General features: G+C 73.9%; 20 protein-coding genes. 5 read left to right on the forward strand and 15 right to left on the reverse strand.

Going from position 1 to position 18,113, the window contains the following annotated elements; all coding sequences use genetic code 11:
* Positions 1-156: 156 nt before the first annotated feature.
* Positions 157-1,239, reverse strand: a complete 1,083-nt coding sequence (locus tag Ae505Ps2_RS00455; RefSeq protein ID WP_075553320.1) for a glycosyltransferase family 1 protein — start codon at positions 1,237-1,239, stop codon at positions 157-159.
* Positions 1,240-1,365: 126 nt separating this feature from the next.
* Here Ae505Ps2_RS00455 and Ae505Ps2_RS00460 point away from each other — a divergent pair, with 126 nt between their 5' ends.
* From Ae505Ps2_RS00460 to Ae505Ps2_RS00470, 3 genes are all read left to right on the forward strand, one after another.
* Positions 1,366-1,869 carry a hypothetical protein gene (locus Ae505Ps2_RS00460; protein ID WP_139320103.1) on the forward strand — a complete coding sequence of 168 codons (504 nt, stop codon included), beginning with the start codon at positions 1,366-1,368 and terminating at the stop codon, positions 1,867-1,869.
* Positions 1,870-1,996: 127 nt separating this feature from the next.
* Positions 1,997-2,137, forward strand: a complete 141-nt coding sequence (locus Ae505Ps2_RS33920; protein WP_083695205.1) for a sugar transferase — start codon at positions 1,997-1,999, stop codon at positions 2,135-2,137.
* Positions 2,138-2,470: 333 nt separating this feature from the next.
* Positions 2,471-3,268, forward strand: coding sequence for a glucose-1-phosphate cytidylyltransferase (locus Ae505Ps2_RS00470; protein WP_075310726.1), 798 nt, complete (start codon positions 2,471-2,473; stop codon positions 3,266-3,268).
* A 7-nt stretch (positions 3,269-3,275) separates the two neighbouring features.
* Here the strand turns inward: Ae505Ps2_RS00470 and Ae505Ps2_RS00475 are convergent, their stop codons facing one another.
* The 3 genes from Ae505Ps2_RS00475 to Ae505Ps2_RS00485 all read right to left on the reverse strand — a co-directional run bounded on the left by Ae505Ps2_RS00475 (position 3,276) and on the right by Ae505Ps2_RS00485 (position 5,263).
* Complete coding sequence (locus Ae505Ps2_RS00475) at positions 3,276-3,524, reverse strand: helix-turn-helix transcriptional regulator (protein WP_075310724.1); 249 nt, start codon at positions 3,522-3,524, stop codon at positions 3,276-3,278.
* A gap of 2 nt (positions 3,525-3,526) precedes the next feature.
* Complete coding sequence (locus Ae505Ps2_RS00480) at positions 3,527-4,117, reverse strand: hypothetical protein (protein WP_075310721.1); 591 nt, start codon at positions 4,115-4,117, stop codon at positions 3,527-3,529.
* An 84-nt stretch (positions 4,118-4,201) separates the two neighbouring features.
* On the reverse strand, positions 4,202-5,263 hold the full coding sequence (locus Ae505Ps2_RS00485) for an LCP family protein (RefSeq protein WP_075310719.1): 1,062 nt from the start codon (positions 5,261-5,263) through the stop codon (positions 4,202-4,204).
* 276 nt (positions 5,264-5,539) lie between these two features.
* On the opposite strand from Ae505Ps2_RS00485, the gene Ae505Ps2_RS00490 reads away from it, so the two are divergent.
* Positions 5,540-5,845, forward strand: coding sequence for a hypothetical protein (locus Ae505Ps2_RS00490; protein ID WP_075310717.1), 306 nt, complete (start codon positions 5,540-5,542; stop codon positions 5,843-5,845).
* A 70-nt stretch (positions 5,846-5,915) separates the two neighbouring features.
* Here Ae505Ps2_RS00490 and Ae505Ps2_RS00495 read toward each other — a convergent pair whose 3' ends face one another.
* The 3 genes from Ae505Ps2_RS00495 to Ae505Ps2_RS00505 all read right to left on the reverse strand — a co-directional run bounded on the left by Ae505Ps2_RS00495 (position 5,916) and on the right by Ae505Ps2_RS00505 (position 8,498).
* The gene (locus tag Ae505Ps2_RS00495) at positions 5,916-7,016 is read right to left on the reverse strand and encodes a class I SAM-dependent methyltransferase (protein ID WP_075333779.1); all 1,101 of its coding nucleotides are present in this window, start codon (positions 7,014-7,016) and stop codon (positions 5,916-5,918) included.
* The gene (rfbC, locus tag Ae505Ps2_RS00500) at positions 7,013-7,603 is read right to left on the reverse strand and encodes a dTDP-4-dehydrorhamnose 3,5-epimerase (protein ID WP_075554150.1); all 591 of its coding nucleotides are present in this window, start codon (positions 7,601-7,603) and stop codon (positions 7,013-7,015) included. The genes Ae505Ps2_RS00495 and rfbC overlap by 4 nt, the downstream gene beginning before the upstream one ends.
* A 151-nt stretch (positions 7,604-7,754) precedes the next feature.
* Positions 7,755-8,498 (reverse strand): SDR family NAD(P)-dependent oxidoreductase, encoded by a 744-nt coding sequence (locus tag Ae505Ps2_RS00505; protein WP_075310712.1) that lies wholly within the window; start codon positions 8,496-8,498, stop codon positions 7,755-7,757.
* Positions 8,499-8,542: 44 nt separating this feature from the next.
* On the opposite strand from Ae505Ps2_RS00505, the gene Ae505Ps2_RS00510 reads away from it, so the two are divergent.
* Positions 8,543-9,769, forward strand: coding sequence for a putative glycoside hydrolase (locus tag Ae505Ps2_RS00510; protein WP_075310710.1), 1,227 nt, complete (start codon positions 8,543-8,545; stop codon positions 9,767-9,769).
* A 14-nt stretch (positions 9,770-9,783) separates the two neighbouring features.
* Here the strand turns inward: Ae505Ps2_RS00510 and Ae505Ps2_RS00515 are convergent, their stop codons facing one another.
* The 8 genes from Ae505Ps2_RS00515 to Ae505Ps2_RS00550 all read right to left on the reverse strand — a co-directional run bounded on the left by Ae505Ps2_RS00515 (position 9,784) and on the right by Ae505Ps2_RS00550 (position 18,075).
* Positions 9,784-10,899 (reverse strand): glycosyltransferase family 4 protein, encoded by a 1,116-nt coding sequence (locus Ae505Ps2_RS00515; protein ID WP_075310708.1) that lies wholly within the window; start codon positions 10,897-10,899, stop codon positions 9,784-9,786.
* Positions 10,896-11,777 (reverse strand): methyltransferase domain-containing protein, encoded by an 882-nt coding sequence (locus Ae505Ps2_RS00520; RefSeq protein ID WP_075310706.1) that lies wholly within the window; start codon positions 11,775-11,777, stop codon positions 10,896-10,898. The genes Ae505Ps2_RS00515 and Ae505Ps2_RS00520 overlap by 4 nt, the downstream gene beginning before the upstream one ends.
* Positions 11,753-13,246: an oligosaccharide flippase family protein gene (locus Ae505Ps2_RS00525; protein WP_075553321.1), complete on the reverse strand. Its 1,494-nt coding sequence runs from the start codon at positions 13,244-13,246 to the stop codon at positions 11,753-11,755. Before Ae505Ps2_RS00525 ends, Ae505Ps2_RS00520 begins: the two co-directional genes overlap by 25 nt.
* 1 nt (position 13,247) lies before the next feature.
* A complete protein-coding gene (locus Ae505Ps2_RS00530) occupies positions 13,248-14,270 on the reverse strand; it encodes a hypothetical protein (RefSeq protein ID WP_139318952.1) in 1,023 nt (340 codons plus the stop codon).
* A complete protein-coding gene (locus Ae505Ps2_RS00535) occupies positions 14,267-15,490 on the reverse strand; it encodes a glycosyltransferase (RefSeq protein WP_075310702.1) in 1,224 nt (407 codons plus the stop codon). The genes Ae505Ps2_RS00530 and Ae505Ps2_RS00535 overlap by 4 nt, the downstream gene beginning before the upstream one ends.
* Before the next feature lie 47 nt (positions 15,491-15,537).
* The gene (locus Ae505Ps2_RS00540; RefSeq protein WP_233147637.1) at positions 15,538-16,422 is read right to left on the reverse strand and encodes a sortase; all 885 of its coding nucleotides are present in this window, start codon (positions 16,420-16,422) and stop codon (positions 15,538-15,540) included.
* Between the two features lie 3 nt (positions 16,423-16,425).
* Positions 16,426-17,370 (reverse strand): DUF4397 domain-containing protein, encoded by a 945-nt coding sequence (locus Ae505Ps2_RS00545; RefSeq protein WP_075310700.1) that lies wholly within the window; start codon positions 17,368-17,370, stop codon positions 16,426-16,428.
* Between the two features lie 99 nt (positions 17,371-17,469).
* Complete coding sequence (locus Ae505Ps2_RS00550; RefSeq protein WP_020624110.1) at positions 17,470-18,075, reverse strand: HNH endonuclease; 606 nt, start codon at positions 18,073-18,075, stop codon at positions 17,470-17,472.
* Positions 18,076-18,113 lie beyond the last annotated feature (38 nt).

Here is an 18,113-nt window from a genome sequence, read left to right on the forward strand (position 1 = left end):
GTCATGCACTGGTCGACCTGGCGCCGTGAACGCCAACAACAGGCCCGCGACTGCCACTACCGCCGACGCGGCGAACGACCCCCGAGCTGATCAACTGCCGTTGCAGTACAAAGCCTCATTGGCGAGAGTCGTCCAGGATCACGCATACTGAACGATTCAACGCCGCTCTTGCGCTAATGTCATGGCGAGGTGTCTGATTCTTGAAACGCTGACCTCCCAAGAGTGTTTGCTCTGCCACCACGAGGGTTCGATCGGCATTGCAGGCTGATCGCAGACCTGACGTATTCCTCGACTAATATCTTGAACGTTATTCGGATTGACAAACACGGCATTATCTTGAAGTGTCTCACGGAACACAGGAATGTCACTCACCACCGACTTCGTGCCGAAGAATGCCGCTTCGACCGGAGGCATCCCGAAGCCCTCATCGAACGACACGAAGACTAGCGCTCGAGTATTCTTGTACAACCACGTCAGCTCTGAGTCGCCGATATACCCAGTAAACAGAATCTCATTCCGATCTATCCCTTCGCGTGCGGATTCAGACAACTGTGATTGACGCCCATCACGCTCGCCGACCACTACCAGCGGAAAATCCTTGCATACAAGCCCGCTCGCTCGAGCTGCGTCGATCGCCCGTCCAAGGTTCTTTCTCTTATTGAGGCGTCCAACAGCGAGAATGAAGCTATCGGCGACCAGGCCGAGTCGCATCGCGACAGATTTCGTTGGCGTGATCTCGGTCAGTTCACTACTGAGGCCGAGACCGACTGCATCTACAGGCCGGGAGACATGCCTTGCGATTCGCTTGGCCTCAGATTCAGACGAGGTAACGATCGAGTCGGCGAATCGAGCGGTCAGACTCATGCCGCGAAAGTATGCACGCTCGACGAAGGAGAACCACTCCGGGTGCTCGAGGAACATCAAGTCGTGTATGTACGTCAGTTTAACGGCGGGATTCTTCAAGATCGGAGTAAAGTTCTGACCGATGTACACGCACGGCTGAAAGTCTCTCAAAGCCGCCCCGCTGCCCAACGCCACACCCAAGCCGTGGGGGCGCAGCCGGGTCCAATAGTAGACACCTGGGAAGTCGCCACCCTTGGCCAGCTCGTTGCGGTTGTTTTCGTAGAACACTCCGGCCAACTCGTCCTGCGGATATTCCGTGCTCCACGTGGTCACAATATCGCGAAGAACATGCCTGTTCGACGGCGGGCCCTCGAACCACCAGTAGCAGTCGAACATGACTCTCAAGCTTCTCTCCTAGCGGATAGGTGCAGCATCTCGGTCCTTCGGACGACAGGATCTACCAGGCTCGACGCATCACGAATTCTGCTCCGCACTGACTGTGTTGATCAAGCAAAGTCTGAGGTGGCGCTCGAGCACACAATCGATCATACTATTGACGTCTGTGTCAGCAGCCATACTGACATGCGCACCGGCCGGACGATGGGCTGTGATCGCAGCAGCAGTCCTGTTTTAATTGTTCCGCGGTCGGGCATAACCGGCCTCGGTCTCACAGAGGGCGTATCAGGCTTGCCACTCGTGCCGCTCTCCCACGGCGTCGTGCACGGCACCTTCTCACCACTCACCGTGACCGCGCTGATCCCGCGATCGCAGCCGAGGGATCAGGACACCGGCTACGCCGCGTCGCCGTTCGTCGCTCCCCGACGCTGCTGGCAACACAGCACCACGTGCGGCTCCACTCTCGCGGCCCGGTTCGACCGGGCGGACGACCTGCGGCTGTCCGGACTGGAGTCCGACGACGCACCGAACGGCCGCACCCGCCGGGCGCTCGACGTCACCAGGCCCGCCTGCAGCGTCGAATGCGAGAACGGTTCGTCAGCGTCGACCGTCCGCTACCCGCGTTGGTAGCCCGGTGCCACATGCGCGTCCTCGATCCACCCATGATCGACCGCTGAGCGTGACCGCACCGCCGGCCGCGCCTACACGGTCCTCAACGCCGTCGCCGCGCTGCTGCATCCTTCTGCTCGCCCCGGTAATGCTGGCCGTCGCGATCGCGGTGAAGCTCGACGGCGGCCCGGTGCTCTTCCGCCAGTCCCGCGTCGGCAAGCACGGCACCGAGTTCGGGATGCTGGCCCGCACCGCCGGTGCGATCGCCCGCGCCGGGGGCGCCTACTGACCCCGTTCCCCCACCTCCTCCACGACGGCGGAGATCATGAGGTGCATGACCGGGGTCGGGTCACCGCGGTCGACCGTCCACCGACCTGCGCCGGCCGGGTATGTTTCCGAACCGGAAGCACCGGGCCGAGGCGGCGTCGCTGCGGCGCCCCAGGTCGCAGCAACGCACCATCGCGCTGCGTAAAACTAGAGTTACGGACCGTGTCCGTTCCCGCACGGTGTGAGCCGGCGAACAGACACACGGCGCTAACAGTGCGGTAGTGGTGTTCGGTTCCCCTGTACGACAGGCGCCGCCGCCCACCACGCTCCCCACGAAGGAACGGATACTCAGCCCATGGATCCCGAGACCCCCGTCGTCATCCTCTGCGGAGGCAAGGGCACCCGCATCCGGGAGGCCTCCGAGAGCCTGCCGAAGGCGATGGTCGAGATCGGCGGACGGCCGATCGTCTGGCACATCATGAAGACCTACCGGGAGCACGGCTTCCGCCGGTTCGTCCTGTGCCTGGGCTACAAGAGCTGGGCGATCAAGGAGTACTTCCTCGACTACCGGGCCCGCTCCGCGGACTTCACCCTGTCCATGTCGGACCGGCACCGCATCGACTTCCACAACAGCGTCGACGAGGACTGGGAGATCACCTTCGCCGAGACCGGCCTGGAGGCCGCGACCGGCTCGCGCGTCCGGAAGATCGCGCAGTACGTCGACACCGAGAACTTCTTCCTCACCTACGGCGACGGCGTCGGCACCGTCGACATCACCGCCCTGGCCAAGGAGCACGAGGAGTCCGGGAAGATCGGCACCGTCACCGGGGTGCACCCGACCTCCAAGTTCGGCGAGATGAACGTCGAGGGCGACCGGGTCGTGGAGTTCAACGAGAAGCCCACCCAGGTCACCGGCTTCGTCTCCGGCGGCTTCTTCGCCTTCCGGCGCGAGTTCCTCGACAGCTACCTCGGCGAGCCCGGCGGCGACGGCGTCTGGCTCGAGCACGAGCCGCTGCAGCGACTGGCCCGTGACGGGCAGCTCAACGTGCACCGCCACGAGGACTTCTGGTCGGCGATGGACACCTTCAAGGACTACGAGTACCTCAACGACCTGTGGTCGCGCGGCGAGGCGCCCTGGAAGATCTGGGCCTGATCGGCCTTCACCGCGGGTCGGGGAGCGACGGCTCCCCGACCCGGTGGCTCATCAGGTCCCCCGGCTGGCAGCCCAGCACCGCACAGATCGCCGACAGCGTCGAGAACCGGATCGCGCGGGCACGGCCGTTCTTGAGCACCGACAGGTTCGCGTGCGTGACACCGACCCGGCGTGCGAGCTCGGTGAGCGTCATCCCCCGCTGTGCCAGCAGCGCGTCGAGGTGGATCTCGATCGCCGCCCCGTCCTCCGCCGGCACCGCTACACCGTCCCGTCGAGCTCGCGCCGCATCCCGACGCCCTCGACGATGATCGAGCGCAGCAACAGGACCCCGACGCCGACGGCCACCGTCGACCACTCGAGCGCCGCGCCGAACGCCGGGCCCAGCTCACCGCCGACGGTCGCACCTGCCAGCACCTGGCTGCGCAGGTACGCGGTGGTCGTCGCCTCGACCAGGGCCCACACCGGCTGGCCCGCCAGCGCCCAGCCCAGCAGGCCCACCCGGTGCGGCAGGCCGTCGCAGAACAGGCCCCGCTCCCGCGCCAGGTCCAGTGCCCGCAGCGCGAGGCCGATGACCACCGCCCCGTAGAGAGTGGGCAGGAGCTGCGGCAGCTCGGCGAGCACCGAGCCGAGGCGCGGCGAGTCGTGGCCGGTCACCAGGGGCGCTCCCTCGACCATCCGCGCGGAGTCCGCCAGCGGCGGGTGGTCGTACCCCAGCTCGAACACGTACGACGTCGGCTCCCCGGCCAGCGACTGTCCGATCTTCCCGACCGCCGCCGCGGCGAGGACCGCCAGCCCGACCGCCAGCAGCACGAAGTAGAGCCTCGCGACCAGCCTGACGGCGCTGAGCACCCATGAATCCACTGTCATGACACCCCCCCCAGATGCATCGTTCCTCGATACATCGAAGAACAGTACATCGAGGAACGATATAGATCACGACGGCGTCGAGCTCAGCGCCTCCGTCGGGTTGCGGTCCGCGTACTGCGCCACCGACCCGTTGCGGACCGCTCCCCACAGCTCCGCGCTGCGCTGCTCGTCCAGGTGGACGACCGACTGCTCGCCCTCCCGGCCCAGCCCGGCCACCGGCGCCGTCACGAACGCGACGCCCGACCCGCGTAGGTTGCGGTTCTCCAGGGCCAGCCGGACCAGCCCCGTGTTCGACAGCGAGTCGTCCACGCTCACCGCGTCGCCGACACTGGTCGCGAACGAGTAGAGCGCGGTCGGGTCCGTGGTGGCCTTCTCCTGCACCGTCGCGAGCAGCGCCTTGATCGCGTTCTGCTGGCGGGCGGCGCGGTCGATGTCGCCGTTCGGGAGGCCGTGGCGCTGACGGACGTAGGCCAGGGCCTGGGCGCCGTCGAGGTGGTTCTCCCCCGCCCGGAAGTCCACCCCGGCGTTGCTGGTGGCGTGCGCGACGGTCACGTCGATGCCGCCGACCGAGTCGACGAGCGAGGTGAACCCGGCGAAGTCGACGACGCCGAAGTGGTCCACCCGCACCCCGGTCAGCTTCTCCACGGTCTCGATGAGCAGCGGGGCACCGCCGAAGGCGTAGGCGGCGTTGATCTTGTTCATGCCGCGGCCGGGGACGTCGACCCAGGAGTCGCGCGGGATCGACACGACGCTGGCGTGCTCGCCGTCGGGGGCGAGGGTGCCGAGCATGATCACGTCGGACCGCTGGGAACCGGCGTCGACCCCCGGGGCGGCGTCGGTGCCGGTGGTGGGTGCCTCGGCCCGGGAGTCGGTGCCGACGAGCAGGAACGTGGTGCCGCCGGACGTGGCGGGACGGCTGCCCCCGTCGATCCCGCGGAACGCGTCCGGGATGCGGGCGATGCCGCCGCCGATGCTGGAGGTCAGGTAGGCCACCACGCCGCCGACCGCGAGCAGCAGCACGAGCACCAGCGCCAGCAGCACGGCCAGCACCCGCCGCCCGCGCCGACGGGGAGGCCCGCCACGCGGGCCGGGCACCACGTCGTCGTGCCGGGTCGGGGGGGACGGCATTGCGCATCGGGTCTCCTGGGTCGGGCGTGGGCGGTCGTCCGGTCCGTCGCGGCCACGCGCACGGCGTTACGCGACACCGCACGGTCCCACTCCCGGTGGTGCGACACGCCACCGGACCGTGCACGACAGACCTTCAGTGTGCACACAGCGCAGTCACAGGGACGTGCTGTGTCATCAGATGCAGGGAACCCACGGCGCTGGTGCTGACGGTCCCGACGGACGGGGCGATATCAGGGGCAGCACGGCCGCACGGCCCTCGTGCACCGAGGAGGAACCATGAACGTCACGCCCGAGACCCCCGCCACCACCGTCCCCGTCGGCACCGCCCCCGCCGCCGCGATCCCGGCTCCGCGGGCCGCTGCCGAGAACACCGCACTGCCGCCCGTCGCGACCACCTCGGTCGCGGTCGACCTGTGCCGCTGCGGTCACGAGCGCGACGCCCACGACCACTACCGCGCCGGCACCGACTGCGGTGTCTGCGGCACCTCCTGCCGCGCCTTCCACGCTCGCACCGGTTCCGCCCACGGCCGCCCGTCCGGTCGCGCCGCCCGGCTCACCTCGGCCCTGCTGCGCCGTCGCTGATTCCCTGCGTCCCCGGACGGTCCGCCGGGAGGCGGGGCACGAAGGCCCTCCCGGCGCCGGCCGGGCCGGGTCACGCCCGGACCGGGAGCGTGTCGGGGAGCAGCCACCGGCCGCCGGTCGCCTCCACCTGCGGCAATGCGCGGCGCATCTCCGGGAGCAGATCGTCGACGAACAGCAGCACCGACCGCGGCGCCGCCGCGACGAGCGCGTCCGGGGCGACGATCGGGATCGCCGTCCCCGGTGTGCGCCTGCCCTGCTTGGCGACCGAGCCGTCGGCGATCGCGGGCAGCAGGTCCGGGCCGATCCCGGCACGCGACAGCAGCGCCACCGCCCGCGACGCCGCGCTGTAGCCCCACACCGGGCGACCGGCGGCGCGCTCGGCCTCCAGGAACTCCCGCACACCCGTCGTCGTCCGGTCCGCGGCCCGCTGCAGTGACGAGACCGTCGCCGCGTCGCGCACGCCGGCGGCGTCCTCGGCGGCGACCATCGCCCGCACCGACTCCTGCTGCTCGCCGCCCGCCCGCGCGACGAGCAGCACGGTGCCGCCGTAGAGCGGGAACCACCAGGCCCGGACCGCGGCGAGGCCGACGGTCTCCAGCATCCCGACCAGCGCCGGGGTCGAGTAGTAGGCGAAGTGGCCGTGGCGCAGGGCGTTCCACTGCGCGCCCTCGACGATCGCGTGCAGCGTGTGGAACCCGATCACCAGCGTCCCGCCCGGCCGCAGCCGGGCGGCCCGCTCACGTACGGCGGTGGCCTGGTCGGCGTCGTGCATGAGACCGAGGTTGTCGACGACGACGTCGGCCGGTTCGTCCGGTGCCACCGGCGTCGCGCCGGTCGCGGAGAGGTCGGCCACCCAGGAACCGCCGTGCGGGCTGCCGTACTCGACGAAGGACACCCCCGGTCCGACGACGCCGGCCGCGGCGAGGGCGGCGACGGCGGACCGGCCCTGCTCGACCAGTGCCGCGGGCTCCAGGCCGACGACCTCCTCCACCCCGCCCGGGTCCTCGGCGAGCTGGGCCAGCCCGCAGGCGTCGCACAGCCACATGCGCAACGGGGACGTCGCGTCCGGCCCCGGGTCGGCGGCGGGCGGGAAGGTCGCGCAGTCCGGCTGGACACCGAGGTCGAGCACGACCTCCCCGTCGGTCCCCGCGCAGAACCGGCAGGCCGTCATCGGCGGCCCTCGTCGCGCGTGCTGGGGACCTCGACCGGAGCGCCGTCGAGGGTGCGCAGGTAGTCCGCCCAGGACGGCGCGACACGGTCCCGTTCGCTGGTGACCGACGGCGGCATCGGCCAGTCGACGCCGAGGTCGGGGTCGGCCCAGTGCACCGAGACGGCCTGGATCGGGTCGTGCACGCGGTCGATGGCGTAGCAGACGTCGGCGACCTCGCCGACCACCTGGAGCCCGACGAGCATCCGGCGCGGCACCCGGATCGAGACCAGGTCGCGGTCGTCGAGCCGGACGGCGACGTGACGGCCCAGCGTCGGCGACTCCAGTCGTCCGTCGACGACGACCAGGTGCGCCGCGCCGTGCGCCACCCGGATGATCTTGCCCTCGCCCCCGTGGTTGCGGCCGTGCAGCCCGCGGAGCACGCCGTGCCCGGAGCGGGACTGGCTGTCCTGGACGTAGTCGGCGCGGGTGATGCCCCACTGTCGCGCCACGGCGTCGTCGTAGGTGCGGGAGAAGAAGCCCCGGTCGTCGCGGAAGGGGCGCGGCCGGAAGAGCAGCACGCCCTCGATCGCGGTCGTCTCGACGTCCATCAGTGGTTCCTCCACCGCCGGCGGCCCGGTCGGCCGCACCGCGGGCGAGGTCGCCCCACCACTGATCAACGTTACGGGGTGTCGCGACGACGACGGCCCGTGCGGCGCAGACCAGCAGGAACCGGGGCGTTGCGCAACCGAACAGTGACCTTCAGTGACGATTGCGGCGGCCGAGCATCCGCACCACCGGGCCCAGGACGCGGCCCGCGGCGTCCCGCATCCGGGTGTCGGGCACCTCCACCACCGCGGTGTCCCGCCGCTGCGCGTCCAGCGCGGCCGACGCCACCTGCTCCGGGGTCGCCCACCGCCACGCCGGGACCCAGGACACGTCCTCGCCGTGCCGCTCGTGGAACGGGGTCCGGGTGAACCCCGGGCGCACCACGGTCACCCGCACCCCGTGCGGCGCCGCCTCGTGGCGCAGCGCCCCGGCGAGCGCCTCGACCGCCGCCTTCGTCGCCGAGTAGACGGGGGTGCCCGCCGTGGGGTGCACCGCCGCCGAGCTGGACACCATGACGACCCCGCCCCTACCGCGGCGCAGCATCGGGGGCAGCGCGGCCCGGGAGAGCCGCGCCACGGCGGTGAGGTTCAGCGCGACCTGGGCGTCGATGTCGTGGTCGGTGTGCTCGGAGAGCGTGCCCGGCCCGGCCGTCCCGGCGTTGTTCACCAGCAGCCCGACCGGGGCCTCGGCGATCGCCTGCTCGGTGGCGGCCAGACCGGCGTCGGTCGCCAGGTCGGCGACGAGTGTCCGGGACCGCGGCACCCCGGCGGCGACATCGCCGAGCCGCTCCGCGTCGCGCGCCACCAGCAGTACCGGGACCCCGCGGCGGCCCAGCTCCCGGGCGAACGCGGCGCCGATCCCGCTCGACGCGCCCGTCACGACCGCCTGTTCCGTCATCACGGTCCCTTCCGTCCCCCACGCCCCGGGTCCGGGATCTTGGCATGATCGGAGGTGTGTGTCACCGCCGCGTCCTCGTCACGCTCGTGCTGGTCGTGGCGGTGCTCGCCGGCTGCGCCGCCGCGGCCGCACCCCCGGCACCGTCGGGATCCGAGCCCACGAGCGCCCCCGCGGTGTGCGGGCTGTGGCTCGCCACCGGTGGCACCCCGACCGACGAGCAGGTCCGCTACGCGGCCGGGCGCTACGGCGTCGTCGTCCTCAACGCCTGGGAGACCGACGTCGCGCAACGGCTGCGCGCCCAGGACCCGGGGATCGTCCTGCTCGTCTACAAGGACCTGTCCTCCACCCGCGGCTACGCCGAGGTCGGGCTGCACGGCGGGCTCCTGCCGACCGGCGTCGACGGCGCCACCGCCGACCCGGCCTGGTTCGCCACCGACACCGCGGGCCGGCGCATCGAGTGGGCGCCCTACCCGCAGCACTGGCAGATGGCGGTGTGGGACGAGGCCTACCAGCGGGCCTGGACCGACCGCGTCGTCGCCGAGACCGTCCGCGACGGCTGGGACGGGGTGTTCGCCGACAACGACATGTCCTCGCTGCGCTTCTACTCCGACGCCGTGGTCGCCGGGACCCCCGACCGCAGCGGCACCGACGCCCTGCTGCGTGACGGCCTCGACGCGCTCGTGACCCGCGCCGGGACCGCGCTCGGCGAGCAGGGCAAGGTGCTCGTGCCGAACCTGTCCGAGGCGCGGCTGTTCCCCGGCCGCTGGACCCGGCACGCGCGCTTCGGCGGGGCGATGGAGGAGAACTTCGCCCAGTACGGCGACGACGGCGCCCTCACCACCTGGCAGGGCCACCAGTGGGCGGAGATGCTCGCCGCCCCACCGCAGGACCTGACGCTCCTGGTCACCGCGACCGCCGGACGGCCCGAGGCGCGGCCCGGCGCGGCCGAGCGGGCCGGGTTCGCCGGGGCCGCGCTGCTCGGCGGGCCGTCGCGCTCCTGCTGGACGCCGTCGACCACCCGGGACTACTCCCTGCCCGAGTGGTCCGGCTACCGGTCGCTCGACCTGGGCGCGGCGACCGGACCCGCGGTCCGCGACGGACGCACCGGTGTGTGGACCCGCGGGTTCGCCGGCGGCTGGGTGGCGCTCAACCCCACCCCCGACGACGCCGAGGTGCCGGCCCCGGGCGGGCTGCGGACCCTCGACGGGGGCCAGATCGGGGACACGGTGAGCATCGGATCCGCCGACGCGACGATCCTGGTGCGACGCTGACCCGCCCACCCCGGTCAGCCGAGCAGCGAGCGGTAGAGCGCCAGGTGCGACCGGGCCGACGCCGACGCCGAGTACCGCTCGGCGGCCCGGGCGGCGAGCAGCTTCCCGGTCAGGCCCGGGTCGGGGTCGGCGAACAGCGCGCGCAACGCCGTCGCCAGTGACTCCGGGTCGCCCGGGGCGGCGGTGAAGCGGGCGGCGCCGGGGGCGGCGAGCATCGTCGTGGTGTCGCCGGTGTCGGTGGCGAGCACCGGCTTGCCCGCGGCCATCGCCTCGATCACGACCAGCGGTTGCTGCTCCATCCGCGACGGCACGACGACGGCGTCCGCGGCACGCATCAGCTCCGGCACGTCGGTGCGGAACCCGAGCAGCCGGATCCGGCCGCCCGAGGCGGCCGCGCGGGCCTCGATCGCGGCGCGCTCGGGGCCGTCGCCGACGACGGTCAGCGTCGCGTCGGCGGGGAACACCCCTGGCCGCTCCACCGCGTCGATCAGGTCGGTGATCCCCTTGCGGGGCAGCAGGAGCCCGGCCGTGAGGAGGTGACGCACCGGCCCGGCGGGCGGGTGGGGCGGGCCGAGATCCAGGCCGTTGTCGATGTGCACGAGGCGGCGCGCGGGCACCCGCAGCCGCCCGGACAGGAACCGGCGCATCGGTTCGGCGCAGACCACGGTGCGGTCCAGCACCCGCCCGACGACGGCGTCCGCGGCGAGCGTCGCGCGGGTATAGCGGGACGGGGCGGGCGCTGCGGCGGTGCCGCGGAACCACGCCTCGCCGACGTCCTCGGGGACCCCGTGGTAGGTCTGCAGCAGCCACGGGCGGCGGCGGCGCCACGCCGTCGTCGCGAGGACGAGGCCGGCGCGGCGGTCGTGGGCGTGCACCAGGTCCGGGCCCCAGTCGTCGATCCGGGCGAGCAGCGCACGGGCCGCGGCGACGTCGGTCTTGTCCCCCACCCCCGACTCGGTGAACACCTCGGCCGGTACGCCGGGCCCCCGGGCGGGCCGCGGGCCGAACACCCGGACCGTGGCGGCACCGGTGCGGTGGAGCTCGCGGGCCAGCGTCAGGCACACCTCGACCGGGCCGCCCCGGTCCTGGGTGAGGACGAACGCGACGCGCGGCGGCCCCGCGGGGCTCACTGGGCGCCCCGGTACTCGCCGGGCATCGCCGACGCGGGCAGCGGGGTGTCCGAGCGCGCCCCCAGGAACCACACGCCGCTGGCGCCGTCGGACTGGAAGGGCTCCGGGATGACGCGGTCCAGCAGACGCAGCCAGGACAGGGCCAGCCGCACCGCCCGCCCGGCGGCGCGGGAGCGGGTCAGGCCGGTCACGACGGCACCGATCGTCCAGATCAGCTGCACGCCGGGCCCGCCGACCACCCCGGACCCGATGCGGTCGAAGCCGCGGAACAGCCAGCGGTGGCCGGACTCGGTGAACCGGGTGAAGTCGTAGGGGCCCTCGTGGACCTGCTGCAGGAACGGCGTCTCGGCGTAGACGAGACCGCCCGGGACGAGCACGCGGTGGATCTCGGCGACGACCGTCGCCGGATCGAGCACGTGCTCCAACACGGCCTGCACCACCACGCCGTGCACGACCCCGGCGGCGAACGGGATGCGGTGCCCGTCGGCGACGAACTGCACGTGCGGGCTCGCGTAGATGTCGAAGGCGAGGACCTCGACGCCCGCGTCGGAGTAGAGCCGGTCCGCGCCGTTGCCGATCTCCCCGCCCCCGACGACGAGCACCGTCGGGCGGGGGTGCCGGGCGCGGAGCCGGTCGAGGAACACGTCGAGGTTGCGACGGGTGCCGCTGTCGGGGTTGGTGATCCGGCGCAGGTTCCGGCGCAGCGCGGCGAGCGCGCCGTGCCCCCGGTCGATCTCGCTGGCGGCGCCGCCGGCGAGCAGCCGGTCCTTGTCGAGGACGCTGGTGGCGAAGTCGACGTACACCGGGGTGCCGCCGACGTGGAGCGGCTCGTCGGGCCACTCGACGAACGCGCTCAGCCGCTCTGCGGGTGCGAGCATGTTCCCACCTCCGGGTCGGTCGGGCGGGCCCCGTCGTCCGGGGCGTCGCGAAGCCCACCGCGCAGGTCGCGCAGCAGGTCGAGGTTGGTCACCGCGGCGACGGCGGCCACCGTCACGACGACGACGGTGCCGGCCGCCAGCAACGCGGGCACCGAGGCCGGGTCGTCGGCCCCCGCGGCGCGGACGGCGAGGTCGGCGAGCTCGCCCGCGGCGAGCGCCGCGGCCAGCCCGCCCACGGTCCGCAGCACCGGCCACGGCCGGGGGAGGCCACCGGCCCGGTACAGCACGAGCAGCGCGGGCGGGACCACCAGCCACACCGCGACGAGCTGCGCCCAGGCCGTCGCGACGACGCCGTGGGGGACCAGCAGCGCCAGCCCGGCGACCAGCAGCGCCAGGTGCGCGAGCTGCAGCAGCAGGTAGGCACCCGGCCGGTCCACGGCCCGCACGACCTCCTGCAGCATGTACTGCAGGCCGAAACCGAGGCCGTACCCGCAGAGCACGACGAGTACCGGGGCCGCCGGGGCCCAGCGGCCGTCGAGCACGACGATCCGTTCGGCGAGCAGGGCGAAGGCCACGTAGGGCACCCCGGCGAGCACGAGCAGCGCCCGGACGAACCGGGTGACCGCGGGCCGCAGGTCCCGGCGCTCACGGCGCAGCCGGGCGTACACCGGGAACGACACCGCACCCAGCACCAGCGACACCATCACGTACGGCGCCCAGGCGATCCGGAAGCCCAGCGAGTACACGCCGACCGCGTGCGGGCCGAGTGTGCGGGACACGGCGAGGTAGTCGACGTTCACCAGCAGCACCGCGACGACCGCGCCCGGGCCGACGACCCGGGTCCAGCGCAGCGCCTCGGCGGCGGCCGCGGTGTCCCAGCCGGGGCGGATCCGCACCCCGGCGGCGATCCCGAGCAGCGACAGCGCGCCGAACCCGCCCGCCGCGAGCGAGACCGCGAGCACCGAGGAGACCAGCGCGGACCCGACGTCGGGGACCATCCGGCGGCGGAACTGCAGGCTCCGGTGCATGAGCCCCATCTGCACGCCGCCGGCCGCGGTGAACGGCAGCGACAGCGACGCGATCCGCACGAGCGGTTCGGCGTGCGGCGCGCCCATCGCCGCCGCGATCGGGGCGGCGCCGAGCAGCCCGGCCAGCGCCAGCAGCACCCCGATGCCGACCGAGATCGTCATGAGGACGCCGGCCATCGTGCCGGGGTCGCGGTCGGTGCGGGCGACGATGTCGAAGACGCCCATCGACTGCACGACCTGCCCGACGCCGATCAGCGCGACGGCGACGGTGACCAGGCCGAGCTCGGACTCGGTGAGGAACGCGGCGAGCACGACCGTCAGGACGATCTGGCTGCCCTTGGCCAGCAGGTTGACCAGGCCGAGCCACAGGGTCCCGCGGGTGGCGCTGCGGGCGAGACCGGAGGCGGACCCGGTGTCGGCCCCGGTCGGGGTCACGGTCATCTCAGGACACGACGGCGGCGAGCACCCGGGTGCCCGGGCGCAGGGAGCGGACCACCGCGTCCAGGTCGGCCCCGTCGGCGGCCCGGTCGACGACGAGCACGAGCGACTCGTCGGCCCGCCCGCCCGCACGACCGCCGGGTTCCCGGGCCAGGTCGGCCTGCAGAGCGAGCACCGCGTCGGCGACGCCGGGCGACCCGGCAGCGACCTGGACCGGGCCGCCCGCGGCGCGGGCCAGCACGAGCAGGCGCTCGCCGGCGTCGGGGTCGCGGGCGCTCAGCACCGGGACGATCCCGTGCCCGGCCGCGACCAGCGTCGAGAGCACCGAGCGGCGCACGTCCCCGCGGCGGGCACGCATCCGGCCGACCAGCACCACGGCGGTGCCCAGCCCGGCGAGCGTCCCGGCGATCAGGCCCAGCCCGACGCCGAGCGTGAGGTCCGGGCCCTTCTCCAGCAGGGTGGCCTGCCGGTCGAGGACCCGCAACGTCCCGGCCGGGGCGAGGAGGTCGGCGGCGGCGACGCGGCCGGCGAAGGCCTCGGCCAGGCGCGCGGCGAGCTCCGGGGACCCCGCCGAGACCGACACCCTGGCCACACCGGAGCCGGCGAGCAGCTCCACCGACACGTCATCGGCCAACTCGGTGGGGGCCGGACTCCCGGGCACCGCGGCGGCGACGGCGTCGAGGGTCGACGGGGAGGTCACCAGGTCCGCGATCGAGGGCATCGCCAGGGTGACGACCTCGCCGTAGCTGGTGGACACCCCGGACTCGCTGATCAGCGCGGAACCGGTGGAGCCCGAGGGCAGGGCGAGCAGCCCCACCCGACCCTCCCAGCGGCCGGGCAGCACCGCGAACACCCCCGCGACGAGCGCAGCCACCAGCAGGCCCACGAGCACCGCGACCGCGGCGACGCGCAGTCCCGGGCGGCGCGGCCCGGCGGCCGGGGCCGTGCGGGTGGGCGGCTGGGCGGGGCCCAGAGGCGTCGTGCCCGGGGCGTGCCGATCGCGCACCACACCGTTCGACCTGCTCACCACGTTCCTCCCCCACCGGGCGGTCCTGTCGATCTCCCGGCTTCCCCTGACTCGTTCCCGGCCGTCGATCCGTTTCCCGGAGCCGTCTCCGGCGGGGATGACATGGGCCACTCCCCAGCGACCAGCTCGGCGACGAGCGCGGCGACCCGGGCCGTCACCCGGCTCCGGTCGAACAGCTCCTCGGCCCGGGCGCGGGCCGCCCGGCCCTCCCCGGCGGCCAGGCCGGGCGCGGCGAGCCGCAGGGCGATCGCGTCGGCGAGCGCGGGCACGTCGCCGGGCGGGACGGTCCGCCCGGCCGGTCCGACCGCCTCGGCCATCCCGGTCACCGCGAAGCCGACGACCGGTCGAGCGCTGGCCATCGCCTCCAGCGCCACCAGCGGCATGCCCTCCCACCGCGACGGCAGCACCACGACGTCCGCGGCCCGGTGGTACGGCGCGGGGTCGGTCGTCGGCGGGTGCAGCAGCACCGAGTCCCGCAGCACCGGGTCGGCCGCGCAGCGTGCCCGCAGCGCGTCGGCGTCCGGTCCGTCGCCGACGACCAGCAGCCGCGCACCGGGAACCCGGGCACGGACCGACGGCCAGGCGTCGAGCAGCAGGTCCTGGCCCTTCTGCTCGGTGACCCGGCCCAGGCACAGCGCCCACGGCCCCGGTCCGAGGCCGAGCACGGAGCGGGCGTCGTCCGGCCCGCCCGCGGTGAACCGGTCGAGGTCGACCCCGTTCGGGACGACGACCGCGGCACCGCCGATCCCCGCCGCGCGGCCGGTGGCGAGCTCGTCGGCGGAGACGCACAGCAGCAGGGAGGTCCAGCGGGCGCCGACCCGTTCCCAGGTCCGGGCGGCGCGGGCGAGGGGCCCGGCGACGGCGTCGAAGGACCAGGCGTGCGGCTGGACGATCGTCGGGACCCGACCGCGGACGGCGAGCCGCCCGGCCAGCCCGGCCTTCGACGAGTGCAGGTGCACGACGTCCGGTGCGGTGCGGGCCACGATCCGGGCGAGCGCGCGGACCTCCGCGAGGACCGACCGGCCGGGCGAACGGGTCGCCTGCCAGGTCCGTACCGGCACACCGGCACCGCGGGCGGCGTCGGCGAGCGGACCGTCGGGGCAGGCGAGGCTGACGTCCCAGCCGCGCTCGTGCTGGTCGGCGCACAGCGTGCGCACGACGGCGGCCACCCCGCCGTCGACGGGCTGGCTGACGTGCAGGACGCGTAGGGGGCGGCTCATCGGGGCTCCGCGGGGTGCGGTCGGTGGCGGCGTGGCGGCATGGAGGTTCAGTGGACGGACGCGAACACGACGATGTTGTCGGTGTAGGAGCGGACGGCACGGTCGAACGACCCGCCGCAGGTGATCAGCCGGAGCTGGGCGTTCGCGGTGCCGCCGTAGACCTCGGCGGCGGGGAAGGCGTCCTTCGGGTAGGTCGCGACCCGGTCGACGGTGAAGGTGGTCCGCTTGCCGTCGGTGCGCGGGACGACGATCTGCGCGCCGACCGGGATGTCGCGCAGCCGCCAGAACACCGCGGGCCCGGCGACCGAGTCGACGTGCCCGACGATCACCGCGGGCCCGGCCTGGCCGGGCCGGGGACCGGCGGCCCACCAGCCGATCCGGCCGAAGTCGACCGGGGCGCCGAGCGTCCCGTCCGGGCCGACGACCAGCTGTTCCGGTGCGCCGGCGGTCAGTCCGATCACGGGGACCACCAGCCCGGACGGCGGCGCGACCGGACGCGCGGCCCGGGACCCGGTCGTCGCGACGGTGGCGGCGCGGGTCGCCTCCGGGGCGGACGGCCCGGTGACCGAGGCGGCGGTGACCACCGGCGGCAACGACGGCCCCGGCTCCGCCGCCGGGGTCAGCACCGGGACCAGCGGCAGCGCGAGCACCGCGGCGGCGACGGCGGCCCGGGCCGCGGGCCCGCCCGGGGTTCGGGCGACCCCGGCGCGCGCGGACGCGCCCACCCCGGACGCCGCCGCCCGCAGCCGCCGGACCGGCCCGGGCGGGGTCCGCAGCGGCGGGGTCCAGGCAGGGGCGGTCGGCGTGCGCAGCGGCGCCCGCCAGGGCAGGCCGGTCGCGTCGAGCCAGGTCGGGTCGGGGGTTCCGTCGGGACGGGTGCCCTCGGTGCGGGTGCCCTCGGTGCGGGTGCTCTCGGTCCGCGGCACGGCCACCGTTCAGCCCCTGCGGCGGGCGGCGCGGAGCACCGAGGTCCCGTAGACGAGGACGGGCGCCGCGAGCAGGCACAGCACCAGTGGCAGCACGCCAGGGCCGTCGTCGTCCGCCGTGCCGCCGGCACCGGCGGGGACGCCGCCGCGGGGCGGCGGGACGCCGCCGTGAGCGGCGGCGGGCGCGGGGCCGACCGGCAGGCCGGGGGTGTCGGTGATCGGGTGCGCCGTGAGCGCCCCGCCGGGGCCACCGGTCACGACGACCGTGGTGACCGACCCGGCGCCGACCGGGAGCTGTGCGGCCTCGGTCGCGGCGCCGGAGGACAGGCGCACGTCCCAGGTGCGGGCCGCGACGGTCGCGTAGTCGGTGACGGCGCCGTAGGCGAGGTCGGTCGCCAGCCGGGGGCCGCCGACCGCCAGGGCCTGCAGCGGGGTGGGCGTCCGGACGCCCTGGACGATCCGGACCCGGCCGGAGCCGGCGGCGGGCGCGGTCAGGTCGTCGGGGACGAGGTCACCGCGGACCTGGCCGGAGCCGGTGTCGAAGAAGAACAGCGACTGCGTGGTGCCGGGTGCGATCTGCAGCCCCGCCGACAGCGGGGCCGGCCCGGCCGGGTCACTCCCGACCGGGCGCATGGTCACCGTGTAACGACCCGGGACGAGCCGCAGGTAGCCGGTGACGTCGCCGTACGCGGCGTCCCGGGCGACGACCTGCTCGGTCGAGCCCGCGCCCTCGGGGCCGGAGATCGTCGCGACGACGGCGCCGGTCCCCGGCGACAGGTGGCCGAGCCGCAGCTGCCCTGTCGGCTGCGCCGCGCCCGCGACCGGCGCGAACGCCAGTCCGACCGCCATCGCGAGCAGGACCGTGCCCACGAGGACGGCGGCCCGTTCACGCCCGCTCCGCCCGTGCATCCCGCTCTCCCCCCGCCCCGTGTCCGGCTCGGTCGCCGAGTCCATCGCATTACTGAATGCAACGATCTCGACAGCGAGACTACCCACGATCAGGGCATAGTGGCCAAGTTCGTCACTCTGCGTGCCCGACCGTGGACGAGCGGCTCACGCGGCGGCGGTCAACCACGGTTCCCAGGCCGGCAGCGGCTCCACGGCCAGCACCAGGACCCCGGCCCCGTTGCGGGCCGGCGGTGCCGGAGTGGTGCGCAGCGTCCAGCCGATCTCCTCGATCAGCCGGTCGGCCTTGCGGGAGTTGCAGGCCTTGCAGGCGGCGACGCAGTTCTCCCAGCTGTGCGCCCCGCCGCGGCTGCGCGGGACGACGTGGTCGATCGTGTCGGCACGTTTGCCGCAGTAGGCGCAGCGGCGGGCGTCGCGGCGCAGCACACCGGCCCGGGTCATGGGGACGACGCGGCGGTAGGGCACCCGGACGTAGCGGGACAGGCGCAGTACCGACGGGGCGGGGAGCGAGAGGGACTCGGAGCGGAACTCCGCCCCCTCGAGCGCCTCCTGGAGGCACTCGGCCTTGCCGGAGAGCAGCAGGCAGATCGCACGTTTCGACGTGACGACGGCCAGCGGTTCGAAGCTGGCGTTGAGGAGCAGGACCCGGGACCCCGCCGGGATGCGAGCCGTGGTCGGCGGCTCGGTCCCCGGTGCCGGGACGGGATCGTCGGGGAGCGGGTCGACCGCTCTCAGGTCGCCAGGGACGATCATCTCGGCACCACTGGGGACGGGTTGTCGGTACGGCACGC

Source organism: Pseudonocardia sp. Ae505_Ps2, assembly GCF_001932425.1.
Taxonomy (GTDB): domain Bacteria; phylum Actinomycetota; class Actinomycetes; order Mycobacteriales; family Pseudonocardiaceae; genus Pseudonocardia.